Origin of the sequence: Kribbella sp. NPDC051587 (assembly GCF_044453945.1) — a bacterium.
Taxonomy (GTDB): Bacteria; Actinomycetota; Actinomycetes; order Propionibacteriales; family Kribbellaceae; genus Kribbella.
Window position 1 is genome coordinate 382025 of the sequence record NZ_JBITDE010000001.1, and the last position, 12984, is coordinate 395008.

The window sequence follows — 12984 nt, forward strand, 5'->3', positions numbered from 1 at the left end:
TACGCCACCTGGCCGCTACCGGGCGAGCAGTTGTTCGCGGTCGAGCCAGGCCTGTTCCCAGCGGCGGGTCATCGCGGGGTAGATGACGAGGTAGCGGAAGGGGGCGATCGCGGCCATGTAGCAGCGGCCGAACGCGCCGTTGGGCTTGACCAGCACCGCCATCCGCAGTTCGAAATCACCGTCATCGCGCTGCGCCCAGCCCAGATGCATGACGCCGTGCACGGTCTTGTTCGCGATCTCGCCGGCCGCCTCCCGTTCGAGCTCGTAGATGAACTTGATCGGCAACTGCTCGTCGCCCGGCCTGGGTTCAGGGATCGGGAGGTCACTCGGCAGGCGATCGCGCAGTGCGGGGATCCGGCTCCCGAGCCCCGCCGACGGCTTGTCCCAGCCGAGGACCGCCCCGAGCTTCCAGCGGAACGCGAACAGGAATCTCGCCAGCCAGGGCTGATTGTCCATCCCACCGGCCGCCCGGATGGCGGCGAGCATGACCGGGAAGTCGCCGGGCCCGGCCCCCGGCGTACGGAAGGACCACAGGTCCTCGACGACGAAGTCCCGCGCCAGCTCGTGAATGCGCCAGTCCGTCTCGGCATGAACGCCCGGATCGAGTCGCGCCATGACCCCCGCCTCTCATTTATACGTCACCGTACATTTGATTTGTACGCTAACGTATAAATCCCACCGCAGCAATGGAGGAGCACCGATTCCCGCCGTCGCCAGGACCCCGCGAGCCCGCTGGATCGAAGCCGGTCTGACCGCCTTGGCCCGTGGCGGACCCGATGCCGTCCGGATCGAGTCCCTGGCCGCCGAGCTCGGTGTCACCAAGGGCGGTTTCTACGGGTACTTCGACGGCCGGGCCGCACTGCTCAGCGAGATGCTCGACGAGTGGGAGCGCCGCTGCACCCAGGCCGTGCTGGAGCACGTCGAGGCCGAGGGTGGCGACGCCGCGATGCGGATCCGCCGCGCCGGCGAGCTGACGTTCTCCGAGGAGATCTACCCGATCGACCTGGCGGTCCGGGCCTGGGCCCGCCACGACGAGGCGGTCGCGGCACGGCTGCGCCGGATCGACACCGAGCGCATGGACTTCCTACGGGCGATGTTCGGCGCCTTCATCACCGATCCCGACGAGGTCGAGGCGCGCAGCATCCTCGCCTACACCCTCGCGATCGGCCGCCACTTCATCGCCTTCGACCACCCCGGCCGCACCCGCAGGGAAGCGGTCAACCTCGCCGGCGAACACCTCCTCCGCCCACCTCAGTGATTGCGCAGGCCGCGCAGTAGCAGTTCGACGAGGCGGCGCGGGTCGTAGGCGGGGTCGCCTTCGCGACCGATACAGAGGTTGCCGACACCGCGCATCAGCTCGAAGGCTTCGATGTCGGAATCGATCTCCTTGGCCTTGGTCGCAGCGGCCAGCAGGTCTGCGCAGACCGGGACCAGGCGCTCGAGGAAGTAGGCATGCAGCGCTTCGAAGCCGCTGCTGTCCGACTGCATCGCGTGGGCGAGGCCGTGCTTCGTGACCAGGAAGTCGACGAAGAGGTCGACCCACTGACGCAAGGCCTCGAACGGTGAATCGAGGTCGGCCAACAGGCGCGGACCAGCCTCGGCGCAGGCCTCGACCTGGTGGCGGTAGACGGCGACGACCAGATCCGCCCGGGTCGGGAAGTTGCGGTAGATCGTGCCGGTTCCCACGCCGGCCTGGGCCGCGATCTCCCGGATCGGCGCATCGACACCGGAGACCAGGAACACCTCGGCGGCCGCCGACAGCAACTTCTGCTCGTTTCGCAGCGCATCGGACCGCTTGGTCCGTCCGGCTCCCATCACCCAACTCCCTTCGCGCGATGAAGCGGAACATCGTCCCACTTGATAAGCGGAACGATGTTCCGTATCTTCGTAAGTGGAACAATGTCCCGGTTAACACTGTAGTTCATCCGAAAGGAATCCGATGAGCACTCCCGTCATCTCGTACAGCCCGGTGATCCTGTCCGTCCCCGGACGGCCGGTCGATCTGCAGGTCCGCGTCTCCGCACCGGCCACCGGCACCAAGCTGCCGATCATCCTGCTGTCGCACGGCCACGGCCACGCGAACAACCTCTCCTCGCTGAACGGCTACGCCCCGATCGCCAACGACTGGGCCGCCCGCGGTTTCGTCGTCGTCCAGCCGACCCACCTCAGTTCGCGAACGCTGACCAACCAGGTCGCCGACGCCCCCGGAGCGCCGTACTTCTGGCGGTCGCGCGCCGAGGACATGTCGCAGATCCTCGACCAGTTCGACCTCATCGAGAACGCCGTACCGCAGCTTGCCGGCCGGGTGAACCGCGACCAGGTCGCCGTCGCCGGCCACTCCCTCGGCGGCTTCACCGCCACCCAGCTCCTCGGCGCCCGCATCACCGACCCGGAGACCGGCGAGATCGCCGACCTCTTGGAGCCCCGCATCAAGCAGGGCATCGTCTTCGCCGCCCCCGGCCGCGGTGACGTTCTGAACGGCCCGATGGCCGACGCCATCGACTTCGCCCGCACGATCGACTTCAGCACGATGACGACCCCGGCCCTGATCGTTGCCGGCGACAAGGACGACTCCCAGCACTTCACCGACTTCGGCCCCGACTGGCACGCCGACCCCTACCACCTGGCCCCCGCTCCCAAGACCCTCCTCACCGTCTTCGGCGCCGAACACCTCCTCGGCGGCATCCAGGGCTACGACGCCGCCGAAACCACCGACGAGAACCCCGAGCGAGTCGCCGCCATCGCCCGCCTCACCGCCGCCTACCTCCACACCCAGTTCGACCCCACCGACCCCGCCTGGCAGGAAGCAACCACCGCCCTGTCCGACCTAGTGAAGGTCGGCTGAACCAAGGCAGACAGGATCGGCACCGGGAGCCGACAATTCCCTGACATTCGGTCGGCATCGTGGCCGGTATGACGACCAGGAGACTGTTGCGGTGGGCACCGATGGTGCTGGTGGTGGTGTTGGCCGCGGGATGCTCTGCCTCGAAGGGCGATACCGAGGCGCAGGGGCAGGACGCCGGCAAGGCGCCTGAGATTGCTTCGCTGACCACGCCACCACCGGGGAAGAGCAGCACGAAGGCGACACCGAAGGATCCGGACGCCGGTCGGCCGCGGGAGCGGATCGACATGACCGAGGCCGACCGGAAGCGGATGTACGCGCCGTACCTGCAATGCCTGAAGGACAACGGGATCGACGCCTTGGCGCAGCGCAAGGAGGCGGGCGTGCTGGGGAGCGGGCCGACGACGGATCCGAAGAAGGCGAAGACGGCCGGCAAGGTCTGTGAGCCGAAATTGCCGTTGCCTGCTTGGGAGATCGACGCCAACAACCCGGACGCGCTGGACTTCGGTCGCAAGGTCGTGCAGTGCTTGAAGGACAAGGGCGTCAAGTACGTCGAGCTGTCCACGGACACGTCGTCCGGCATCGTCGGCCCGGCGCTCGGCGGGAAGAACAACGACATGCAGTCCATCACCAAGGGCATGGATCTGATGCCGGAGTGCCAGCGCGAGGTGGCCGGCAAGTGAGCTCTCGGCGACGCGTGGTGACGGCTGTGGTGGTGCTGGCTGTCGTGGTCGGCGGCGGGCTGGCCGGCTTCCGGTACGTCGAACGGCCGGAGAAGGCGGTCGCGGCGAACGGTCCCGACCCGGCGCAGACAGTGGAGATCATCCGGACCGATCTGTCCCAGGCCAAGGAGGTGTCGGGGCAGCTCGGGTACGGCGGCAGCTCGACCGTCAAGAGTCATGCCACCGGCACGATCACGTGGTTGCCAAAGGCAAACACAGCGATGACCCGGGGCGACGTGCTGTATCGGGTGGACAACAAGCCGGTCACCTTGTTCTACGGGTCCACCCCGCTCTTCCGCACGATCGGAAAGCCTGCCACGCCACCTGCCACGCCGCCGCCGGCCAAGCCTCCGGCCAATGACAAACCACTGACCGGGCCGGACATTCGCGTCGTCAAAGAGAACCTGACCGCACTCGGCTTCCTCTCGAAGACGACCACCGACAAGCTCACCCCCGCCACCACCAAGGCGATCAAGGAGTGGCAGAAGTCTCTCGACCTGGAGCCGACCGGCGTGATCGATCCGACCACGGTCGTGGTGCTGCCCGGCGCCGTACGGGTCGATTCGCTGAAGGCGGCCCTCGGTGATCCGGCGGCCACCGACCTGCTCGGTGTCACGGCGACCGACAAGGTCGTCACGCTGCCGTTCGACGCCGACGACGCCGCCGGAATCAAGGCCGGTGCGAGAGTGAAGCTCGCCCTTCCGAACGGCAAGGACACCACCGGCACGATCCGCATCGTCGGCACGGATGCCACGCCGCCGCCCGACGGCGACAATCCGGCTGATGGCGACAAGAAGCCCCAGCTGACCGCCACGATCACGCTCGACCAGCAGTCCGCGAGTAAAGGCGTCGACACCGGCCCGGTCCAGGTCACGGTTCCTGGTCCCACCCGGAAGGGTGTCCTCGTCGTACCAGTGGCTGCGCTGCTCGCGCTGAGAGAAGGCGGGTACGCCGTCCAGGTGGTGAACGGTACGACGACCTCGCTCGTCGGCGTCCAGACCGGGATGTTTGCCGACGGCAACGTCGAGATCACCGGCACCGGACTGCAAGCAGGCCTGAAGGTGGTGACCACCTCGTGACCGCGGTCGTCGAGCTCACGCATGCGGTGAAGGAGTACCCCGGCGGCATCCGCGCGCTGGATGACGTCTCGCTCACCATCGATCAGGGCGAACTGGTCGCGATCGTCGGCCCGTCCGGTTCCGGCAAGTCGACGCTGCTCAACCTGATGGGAACGCTCGACCAGCCGACCGCGGGCACGGTGACGATCAGCGGCCACGATGTCGCGAGTCTCTCCGATCGCGAACTGTCCGCACTCCGCGGACGCTCGATCGGGTTTGTGTTCCAGCAGTTCCACCTGTCCGACGGCCACACCGCCACCGAGAACGTGGCGACCGGACTCCTGTACGCCGGTACGCCGAGGCGCGCCCGGAAGCCGCTCGCGCTGGAAGCACTCGCCAAGGTCGGTCTCTCGCACCGAGCCGACCACCGCCCGCACCAGCTCTCCGGCGGTGAACGCCAACGAGTCGCGATCGCGCGAGCCCTGGTCAACAGCCCAGCCGTCGTACTGGCTGATGAACCGACCGGTGCCCTCGATACCGCCAACGGTCTCGCCGTCCTGGACCTGCTGACCCAACTCCACGCAGCCGGTACGACGATCGCCGTCATCACGCATGACCGGGACATCGCGGCGCAACTCCCGCGCCAGCTCGAGATGCGCGACGGTCAGCTGGTGAACGCATGACGAGGCTCACCCAGCCCGTGCGACTAGCGCTTTCCGACCTCCTGCTCCTGGGTCTCACCCGCGTCCGCACGAAACCGTTGCGCGCGGCCCTTTCCGCGCTCGGGATCTCGATCGGGATCGCGACGATGATCGTCGTGACCGGGATCCCGGCCTCCAGCCAGCAGGCGGTGCTCGACGAGTTGTCGACGCTGGGACCCGACCTGCTCCGGGCTGCCGCCGTACCGGATGCGACGGACAAGACCGGTGCGCCGGCCGGACTGCCGGTGGCATCCGTCGGGATGGCGGAACGGATCGGTCCGGTGCAAGACGTCAGCGGGGTGGCCAACGTTCACGCGAGCGTACGGCGGTCGGACAAGATCGATGCGACGACCAACAGCAGCGGGATCACGGTGCTGGCCGGGACGCCGAACCTGCTCGGTCTGATCGGCGGCACAATGTATTCCGGGAAGTTCCTCTCGCCGGCGACCGACAAGTTCCCGACGGTCGTGCTCGGCGCGAAAGCCGCTACCTGGTTGGGGATCACGAGCCTTCCTACCGGGCAACCGCTCCCCCGGATCCTGCTCAACGACACGTGGTTCACGGTGATCGGCGTCCTGGCGAACTCACCGCTCGCGCCGGATATCGAGCAGTCGGTGCTGGTCGGCTGGGACGCGGCCAAGACCGACCTGGGCTTCGACGGGCGGCCGTCCGTGGTGTACGTCCGGTCGACCGACACCGCGGTCGAGGACGTTCGCGCCGTACTCGGCCGCACCCTGAGCCCGGAACAACCCGGCCTCGTTCAAATCAGCAGACCGTCGGAGGCTCTGGCGGCACAACGCATCACCCAGAACGCGTTCTCAACGCTGTTCCTCGGCCTAGCGGGTGTCGCCCTTCTCGTCGGTGGCATCGGGGTCGCGAACACGATGGTCATCTCCGTCCTCGAACGCCGTCGCGAGATCGGACTGCGCCGCGCACTCGGCGCCAACCGCCGGCAGATCCGCGGCCAGTTCCTGACCGAGTCCGTCGTCCTGTGCGCGATCGGCGGCCTCATGGGCGCAGTAATGGGCGTGGTCGGCGTGATCGGGTACGCCGATTCACAGGGGTGGCCCGTCGTCATCCCAGCGTCGGCCCTGCTCACCGGGCTGGCCGCGTCGATCACGGTCGGCGTACTGGCCGGGGTCTACCCAGCAGTCCGCGCATCGTTGCTCACGCCAACAGAAGCCCTCGCGTCGGACTGATGGCAATTGTCAGGAAGTTGTCCGGGCACGACCAGCATCACCTGGGCCGAGGGCGATGCGTCCTATAGTCGATGACATGTGTGCGCAGGTCGTGCTTGCCGAGGACGACGAGAAGCAGGCCGAGCTGGTACGGCGGTATCTCGAGCGGGAGAACCACACCGTGATCGTCGTGAACGACGGCCGGTCCGCACTGGAGGAGGTCCGACGGCGGCAGCCCGATCTGCTCATCCTGGACGTGATGCTGCCGGGTGTCGACGGGCTGGACGTCTGCCGGATCCTGCGGCGCGAGTCGGACCTCCCGGTGCTGATGCTGACCGCGCGGACCGAGGAGGACGACATGCTGCTCGGCCTCGATCTCGGTGCGGACGACTACATGACCAAGCCGTTCAGCCCGCGGGAGCTGGCGGCTCGGGTGCGCACGCTGCTCCGCCGTACCAGGGTGCCGGCGGCCGCCGAGCCCAGCACGCTGCTGCGCGTCGGTGAGGTCGCCGTCGACCTCGACCGTCACGAACTGTTTGCCGACGGCACCCAAATCTCCTGTACGCCGGGCGAGTTCCGGCTGATCGCGACGATGGCCGCGCGACCGCACCGGGTGTTCAGCCGAGCCCAGTTGCTGGAGAACATGCACGGGATCGACCAGTACATCACCACGCGGACGATCGACACCCACGTGCTGAACCTGCGCAAGAAGATCGAGCCGGACCCGCGCCGCCCGGTCCGGCTGCTCACCGTCTACGGGGTCGGCTACAAGCTGACCGACGGCTGAGATGGCCGCGCGGCGCAGCATCCTGGTCCGGCTCCTGGCCGGCGCCGTCCTGATCGCGCTCTGCTCGATCGCGGCAACGGCCTGGCTGGCCGCGCGCAGCACGACGGTCGCGATCCAGGAGCAGCAAGGCCAAGCGCTCGCCGACGACGCGAAGATCTACAACACCCTGCTCGAGTACGCCGCGACGCACCGCACGTGGTCAGGTGTCGACAAACTGCTGGCCCAGCTCTCCGAGGTGACCCAGCGGCAGATCAGTCTCAGCACCCGCACGCGTCAGCCCATCGCCGGCAAGCCGGTACCGCCGACCCGCAAGCCGTCTGCCGTCATCTACCCGCTCCAGGTGGACGTCGCGCTGACCGCGGCGGAGGCCGGCGGTGACCAGATCGACCCGCGGGTGGCCGGTCCGTTCGCGCTGACAGCAGCCCAGCGGACGGCGTACGACGAACTCGCGCAACGCGTGCTGAAGTGTGTTCAGGGCCGCATCGGTCAGGGCAAGATCGTGATCGAACCGACCGGACGACCGCACGTGGAGGGCGCTCCGGAGATTGTTCTCAACGGGTGCAGCGCCGATCGGCTGGCTGTGATCGAACCACCACAATTGGCGGCGTACCAGCGTCTGCAGAAGGCAGTCAACACCTGTCTGAGCGCGCGCGGACCGGTCGCATCGATCAAGATCGCTGCCGATCTGACCTGGTCCATCCCGACCGGACCGGTGCAGGAGCTCCGGCCGGTCGAGCCGGCGGTCGCACCACCGCGCCCCGACCCCGACGCCGTCGACACCTGCCTGCTGAACGCACGCCGCGAAATGCTCAAGCCGTACGTCGCTCCGGCCGCGCTGCTGTTCGTGAGCACGCAGAGCAGCAGTGCGTCGGCCGAGTTCGACCTGTCGTCGGCCAATCAGAAGCGGATCGCCGGAGTCGCCGCGGCGATCCTCGCGGTCACCGTGCTGATCGCGGTGCTCGGCGGAATCCGGTTGGTCCAGCCGCTGCGCGCGCTGACCAAGGCGTCGCGGCAGATGACCGGTGGGGACGAGGAGATCCGGGTCAGGGTCCGCGGTCAGGACGAGATCGGTCAGCTGTCGCTGGCGTTCAACGAACTGGCCGACAGCCGGGCCAGGACCGAATCGTTGCGCAGGGCAATGGTCAGCGACATCGCGCATGAGCTGCGGACTCCGCTGAGCAACATCCGTGGCTGGCTCGAGGCCGTCGAGGACGGCGTCGCCCAACCCGATCAGGCCTTCATCGCCTCACTCAGCGAGGAGGCGGCCCTCCTCCAGCACATCATCGACGACCTGCGCGATCTGGCGACCGCCGATGCCGGAAACCTGCGGATCCATCCCGAGCGCGTCTACCTCGGCCTGCTCCTGGAACAGGTCGTCGCCACCTACCTCAGCCAGGCTGAGCACGCCGAGATTACGTTGTCCTCGGCAACTGATGGCGACATCGAGCTCGACGCCGACCCGGTCCGTCTCCGCCAGGCCATCGGCAACCTGGTCGCCAACGCCCTCCGGTTCACCCCCGCCGGCGGTACCGTCCGGATCGAGGCGCGCCGCGAGGGCGCGGAAGTCGTGATCGACGTCATCGACACCGGCGCCGGCATCGCGCCCGAAGACCTCCCCAAGGTGTTCGATCGCTTCTGGCGCGCCGAGCAGTCCCGCAACCGTCACACCGGCGGCAGCGGCCTCGGCCTCCCCATCGTCCGCTCGCTCGTCGAGGCCCACCATGGCACCAGCTCCGTCACGAGCACCCTCGACCAAGGCTCCACCTTCACGCTCCGCCTCCCTGCTTAGGTGGCTCGGAAGGTTTGGCGGTAGGTCTGCGGGGAGACGCCGACGGTGCGTTTGAACTGGCGGCGGAGAGTGGTGGGGGTACCCATCCCAGTGGCCGTCGCGATGGCGTCGATGGTCTCGTTGGTTGCTTCGAGCAACTCTTGGGCCCGGCGGACGCGACGGGTCAGGAGCCATTGGAGTGGCGTCTCGCCGGTGGCCGCCCGGAAGAGCCGGCCGAGGTGGCGGGGGCTGGTGTTGGCTTCGCGGGCGAGGTCGGTGACGGTCAGCGGTTGGTCGAGGCGTTCTTCGGCCCAACCGAGCAGCCGTGACAAGGCGTGCTCATCAGCGGGCTGCACCGGCTTCGACACGAACTGGGCCTGCCCACCAGCCCGATGCGGCTGTACGACGAGTCGCCGCGCGACTGCGTTGGCCACCCCTGCACCGCGATCCAGGTGGACCAAGTGCAGGCAGAGGTCGACCGCCGCCGCCTTCCCCGCAGAGGTCAGCACCCGACCGTTGTCCGTATAGAGCACGTCCGGATCAACCTCGGCCGCCGGAAACGCCCTGCTCAACTGTTCGGTATGCGCCCAATGCGTCGTCGCGCGCCGCCCATCGAGCAGCCCGGCAGCCCCCAGCACGAAGGCGCCAGTGCACAACGACGCCACCCGGGCACCAGCGTCGTACGCGGCTCGCACGGCGTCGACCAAGTCCACCGGCGGCGGTACGTCGACATCCACGCAGGCGGGCACGATGACCGTGTCCGCGACAGCCAATGCGTCCAGCCCGCTGTCCGGCTCCACCATGAACGGCCCGACCTGGATCGGGCCCGGACCACAGAGGCGAACGTCGTACCAGTCCTTGGCATCGATCGGCGAGTTGCCGAAGATCTCGTAGGCGACGCCCAGCTCGAAATGCAGCAGGTGTCCAGCCGTGGCGACCGCGACGGTATGCATGTCCGAAAGTGTACGCATGGTGGCGTTCCGGACGCTCCCGCCAACCTCTCCTGACCGCCAGACTCGAGTGCATGCAGACAATCACCGTGTACGGCGCCACTGGGCACACCGGTCGTTTCGTGGTGGCGGAACTGGTCCGCCAAGGGTTCACTCCCGTGGTCTCCGGCCGCGACGCCGAGGCGCTCAAAGCGCTGTGGCCCGACTTCGAGGCCCGGTCCGCCGCCGTGGACGACGAACACGCGCTCGACGCCGCCCTGATCGGCGCGGACGCGGTCATCAACGCCGCGGGACCGTTCGCCCTGACCGGCGCCGCGGTCTCCGCAGCCGCCGTCCGCGCCGGCATCCCGTACGTCGATGTGGCCGCGGAGATCGAGGCCAACGTCGACACCTTCGCCGCCCATCGGAACGCGACGACCCCGATCGTGCCGGCCATGGCGTTCTACGGCGGCCTCGGCGATCTGCTCGTCACTGCCGCGCTCGGCGGCCGGACCAGCGCCGACGAGGTGATCGTCGCCTACGGGCTGAGCAGTTGGCACCCCACTCCGGGTACCCGAGCCGCCGGTCAGGTTTCCCACGATCGTCGCGGTGGCCGCCGAGTGCGCTTCGCCGACGGCGAACTGCAGTACCACGACGACCAGCCGAGCCAGGAGGACTGGCAGTTCCCCGAACCGCTCGGCAACCGCCGGGTGATCAAGGAGTTCACGATGGCCGATGTCGTGACGATCCCCAGCCATCTCGACGTACCGAAGGTCCGAACCGCCATGACCCTCGAGGCCGCGGGCGACCTCGCCCAGCCGGACACCCCGGCGCCGAAGGCAGTCGACGACGAAGGCCGATCCGACCAGACGTTCATCGTGGACGTCCTGGTCCGCACCCCCGATGGCGACCTGCGGGCGAGCGCCCACGGCCAGGACATCTACGCGATCACGGCACCGCTCGCAGTCGGCGCCGTACGACGACTGCTCGCCGGTGAAGCCCGTACGGCGGGTGTGGCGTCGGCCGGGGCGATGTTCGACCCGGCCGACTTCCTCAACGAGCTATCGCCCTACCTCACGGTCAGGATTGCTTCGTCCACCAGCGGTTCGTGAGGCTGTCCCGCAGTGTGTTGGTCGCGCAGTGGATCTCGCCCTCGGACACGTGGGTGCTGGTCAAGTCATTCACATAGGTGACCTGGTACCCGATCGTGCGGAACGCCTTCGAGATCGCGTCGGCGAACACATCCTTGCCGCCGAGCACAGGACCGAACGGTTTCGGCGCGATGTAATGACCCGCGTTCAGCACCAGGCCGTTCACAGTGCCGGGCACCTCCGCGACGCCGTCCCGCATCGCGTTCAGTTCCTTCACCTTGGCGTCCTTCTCCGGACCGTCCGGCATCGAACGGATGGACGTCTCGAGCATCCCGTAGTCGAGCGAGCGCGCGGTGTAGAGCGCCGGAACCCGGACCAGATCGGCCTCGGTCAGTCCGACCTTCTGCCGCAGGACGTCGAGGTTGGCGGCGATCCGATCAGCCGCCCGCTCGTTCGTTCCCACGAATTGCTCGTCGGCGAGGAACTCGTTCGTCGTCCGCTGGTCGATGCGCTCGTCGTACGGCCACTCCAGCGGAGGCAGGTTGCCGTGCAGCTTGTCGCCGCCGTGGCCGGCCTTCTTCACCTCACCGAGAAGCTTCAACCCTGCGGTCGGATCCGCGACCACGGCCTTCCAGCCGAGCCGGCTCCCCGGGACCGGGACGAACTGGATGAACTCGTCCACATGCCCGATCGTGAGCCACGAAGTGTCCATCGCGATCGGGTCCTGCATTCCCTGCGACTTCAGCAGCGTCACCATCTCGGGCGCCGGACCGGTCTTCGTGTGCTCGAGGCCGTCGCCGCCGATCACCACACGGCCGTTCGGGTACGACGACGTGGCCGGAATCGTCTCGAGGTTACCCATCGAGTCGTAGCTGCTGTTCTCGGACGGCACCGGCACGTGCTCGACGTGTACCCCGCCGACATCGGCACCGGCCAGTTCGGTGAAGATCACTCGCGACGCCACCCTGCGGTCGTCGTTCGCCGACCCGATCAGCAGCTTCATCCCCTGCGGCTTACCGCCCGGACCAGGGATCGACGTGTAGGCCGGCTCGAAGATGTCCTGAGCCCACTGGTCCCCACTGAGATTCAGTTGCCGTAGGCCACCAGGTGCGCCGGCCTTCTTGATCACGGCCGCCGCGTCATCACGCCACTGGTTGCCTTCGCCTTCGGTGGTCTCCTCGGTGATGACCTGCTGGAGCTTCTGCGTGTTCAACTGCGTCAGCACCGGCGCCTCGTGCATCGTCACCGTGCTCGACCCACCACCGGCAACCGTCAGTGTGACATCGATCGAGCCGTCCCACTGCGCGGTGTCGCGGATGATGTCGCGGCCCTCGATCCCCAGTTCGGCTCCCCGCCGCAGCTCATCGGTACTCAGGCGAGTCTCCGGTGTCACCAGCTCCCACGGACCGCGCTTGATGAAGAGGTGCACTCGATCCGGCTGCGAGATCCGCAACGAACCAACCGCCGACTTCGGCACGGTTGGCTGAGGGATCGTGTGGATCCGCGCCAGATCGAGTGCGTCCTGACTGCCGTTCACCACGGTGTCGGCAGCGTCGTTGCAGGCCGCGAGTTCGCGGTCGGCGAGGTTCTGTTCCTTCTGGTGAGTGCGCTGCAGCTCCTCGTACAGGCGCTGCGCCTCCTCCTTGTCCGGCATCTCCTGAAGCTCTTTTTGGCGCTTGTAGAACGCCTCGTCGTTGGCGGCCTCGCGGTCGACCGCGTCGGCGGCGATCTTCTTCGCGGGGGTCCGACAACGGCCGGCGTCGTCGTCGAGGTTGGCCAGGAACAGGCCGTGCGCCGAATCGGTCCGGAGCAGAGGGGACGCCGTACCGGCATTGGCCGCGGCCAGTGGGGCTCCGATCACCAGCGCACCGGAGGTGGACAGTAGCAACAGTGTGCGAGCAAGCATGG

The 12984-nt window shown here is 67.9% G+C and carries 13 protein-coding genes; 9 read left to right on the forward strand and 4 right to left on the reverse strand.

What is annotated here, in order from left to right; translation table 11 throughout:
- Positions 1 to 15: 15 nt before the first annotated feature.
- Entirely contained in the window at positions 16 to 615 is a 600-nt protein-coding gene (locus ACIA49_RS01775) for a DUF2867 domain-containing protein (protein WP_396375169.1), read from the reverse strand.
- Positions 616 to 736: 121 nt separating this feature from the next.
- On the opposite strand from ACIA49_RS01775, the gene ACIA49_RS01780 reads away from it, so the two are divergent.
- Positions 737 to 1258, forward strand: coding sequence for a TetR/AcrR family transcriptional regulator (locus ACIA49_RS01780; RefSeq protein ID WP_396376025.1), 522 nt, complete (start codon positions 737 to 739; stop codon positions 1256 to 1258).
- On the opposite strand, the gene ACIA49_RS01785 is transcribed toward ACIA49_RS01780, so the two are convergent.
- A complete protein-coding gene (locus ACIA49_RS01785) occupies positions 1252 to 1815 on the reverse strand; it encodes a TetR/AcrR family transcriptional regulator (RefSeq protein WP_396375170.1) in 564 nt (187 codons plus the stop codon). The genes ACIA49_RS01780 and ACIA49_RS01785 overlap by 7 nt on opposite strands.
- Before the next feature lie 124 nt (positions 1816 to 1939).
- Between ACIA49_RS01785 and ACIA49_RS01790 the strand changes: the two genes are divergently transcribed.
- The 7 genes from ACIA49_RS01790 (at position 1940) to ACIA49_RS01820 (ending at position 9077) form a co-directional block, all read left to right on the forward strand.
- Entirely contained in the window at positions 1940 to 2845 is a 906-nt protein-coding gene (locus ACIA49_RS01790) for an alpha/beta hydrolase family protein (RefSeq protein WP_396375171.1), read from the forward strand.
- 68 nt (positions 2846 to 2913) lie between these two features.
- Positions 2914 to 3525 carry a hypothetical protein gene (locus tag ACIA49_RS01795; protein ID WP_396375172.1) on the forward strand — a complete coding sequence of 204 codons (612 nt, stop codon included), beginning with the start codon at positions 2914 to 2916 and terminating at the stop codon, positions 3523 to 3525.
- Positions 3522 to 4643: a peptidoglycan-binding protein gene (locus ACIA49_RS01800; protein ID WP_396375173.1), complete on the forward strand. Its 1122-nt coding sequence runs from the start codon at positions 3522 to 3524 to the stop codon at positions 4641 to 4643. The genes ACIA49_RS01795 and ACIA49_RS01800 overlap by 4 nt, the downstream gene beginning before the upstream one ends.
- The gene (locus ACIA49_RS01805) at positions 4640 to 5305 is read left to right on the forward strand and encodes an ABC transporter ATP-binding protein (RefSeq protein ID WP_396375174.1); all 666 of its coding nucleotides are present in this window, start codon (positions 4640 to 4642) and stop codon (positions 5303 to 5305) included. Before ACIA49_RS01800 ends, ACIA49_RS01805 begins: the two co-directional genes overlap by 4 nt.
- Positions 5302 to 6522: an ABC transporter permease gene (locus ACIA49_RS01810; RefSeq protein WP_396375175.1), complete on the forward strand. Its 1221-nt coding sequence runs from the start codon at positions 5302 to 5304 to the stop codon at positions 6520 to 6522. Before ACIA49_RS01805 ends, ACIA49_RS01810 begins: the two co-directional genes overlap by 4 nt.
- Before the next feature lie 76 nt (positions 6523 to 6598).
- Positions 6599 to 7288: a response regulator gene (locus ACIA49_RS01815; protein ID WP_396375176.1), complete on the forward strand. Its 690-nt coding sequence runs from the start codon at positions 6599 to 6601 to the stop codon at positions 7286 to 7288.
- 1 nt (position 7289) lies between these two features.
- Positions 7290 to 9077 (forward strand): sensor histidine kinase, encoded by a 1788-nt coding sequence (locus ACIA49_RS01820; protein ID WP_396375177.1) that lies wholly within the window; start codon positions 7290 to 7292, stop codon positions 9075 to 9077.
- Here the strand turns inward: ACIA49_RS01820 and ACIA49_RS01825 are convergent.
- Positions 9074 to 10009, reverse strand: a complete 936-nt coding sequence (locus ACIA49_RS01825) for a GlxA family transcriptional regulator (protein WP_396375178.1) — start codon at positions 10007 to 10009, stop codon at positions 9074 to 9076. The two genes, ACIA49_RS01820 and ACIA49_RS01825, sit on opposite strands and share 4 nt — an antisense overlap.
- Before the next feature lie 71 nt (positions 10010 to 10080).
- Between ACIA49_RS01825 and ACIA49_RS01830 the strand changes: the two genes are divergently transcribed.
- Positions 10081 to 11097 (forward strand): saccharopine dehydrogenase NADP-binding domain-containing protein, encoded by a 1017-nt coding sequence (locus tag ACIA49_RS01830; RefSeq protein ID WP_396375179.1) that lies wholly within the window; start codon positions 10081 to 10083, stop codon positions 11095 to 11097.
- Here the strand turns inward: ACIA49_RS01830 and ACIA49_RS01835 are convergent.
- Positions 11066 to 12982, reverse strand: coding sequence for a protein-arginine deiminase family protein (locus ACIA49_RS01835; protein WP_396375180.1), 1917 nt, complete (start codon positions 12980 to 12982; stop codon positions 11066 to 11068). The two genes, ACIA49_RS01830 and ACIA49_RS01835, sit on opposite strands and share 32 nt — an antisense overlap.
- Between the last annotated feature and the right edge of the window lie 2 nt (positions 12983 to 12984).